The organism is Flavobacterium bizetiae (assembly GCF_902804475.1).
Lineage (GTDB): Bacteria > Bacteroidota > Bacteroidia > Flavobacteriales > Flavobacteriaceae > Flavobacterium > Flavobacterium bizetiae.
The window spans coordinates 1-682 of the sequence record NZ_CADCSU010000240.1 but is presented as its reverse complement, the minus strand read 5'-3'; the positions used below and the strand labels follow the sequence as shown (position 1 = coordinate 682).

The 682-nt window shown below is 28.6% G+C and carries 1 protein-coding gene; it reads left to right on the top strand.

Annotation, left to right across the window (positions count from 1 at the left end; all coding sequences use genetic code 11):
- Positions 1-33 precede the first annotated feature (33 nt).
- Positions 34-441: a hypothetical protein gene (locus FLACOL7796_RS24495; RefSeq protein ID WP_173973382.1), complete on the top strand. Its 408-nt coding sequence runs from the start codon at positions 34-36 to the stop codon at positions 439-441.
- Positions 442-682 lie beyond the last annotated feature (241 nt).

The following is a 682-nucleotide window of genomic DNA, read 5'->3' as shown; positions in this document are numbered from 1 at the left end:
TTTTTCTATTTTTGTTAAAATTAAAATAAAAGAATGGAAAATAGTTCAGGACAATCTAAAGATGATAGTTTAGGTATTGTAGCTTTAATAATCGGTATACCCGCTATAATAACTTCTTTTATACCGTGCTTTGGTATATTTGCAATAATTCTTGGAGGTATTGCAATAATTTTAGGAGCGATTGGTTTATCTAAGGCTAAAAAGGCAGCTGCTTCAACTACGTTATCAAAAGTGGGTATGATTTTAGGTATCGTTTCAATAGTAGTTGTAATTATAAGAACAGTACTTTTTGTAGGTGCTATAGGATCTGTATTGGTATCTCATAAAGACGAAATAACAAAAGCAATTGATTCTGTTGCTATAGAGTCAGCAAAAGTACAGGATTCTTTAGATGCTATCGAAATAACAACCGACACTATAAAAGTTGAAGAAACAAAATAATAAATCTCTTTTGTGGAAATAAAATCTTCTTACGAAATAGATTCCTATAAAAAGATAAACATGATTTTTATTATAATGATCATGTTTATCTTTTTTTATTGCTTTATAATGCCTTTTTTAAATTTTGGTTTTCATTCTTCTTGCGAAGGTATGCGATTGAGTTATTGCAAAAGCCGTGGTTTAACAAGAGCCTTTTCTCAAATATTGAGATTTAATTTTGAACAAGCAATTACTTATAATA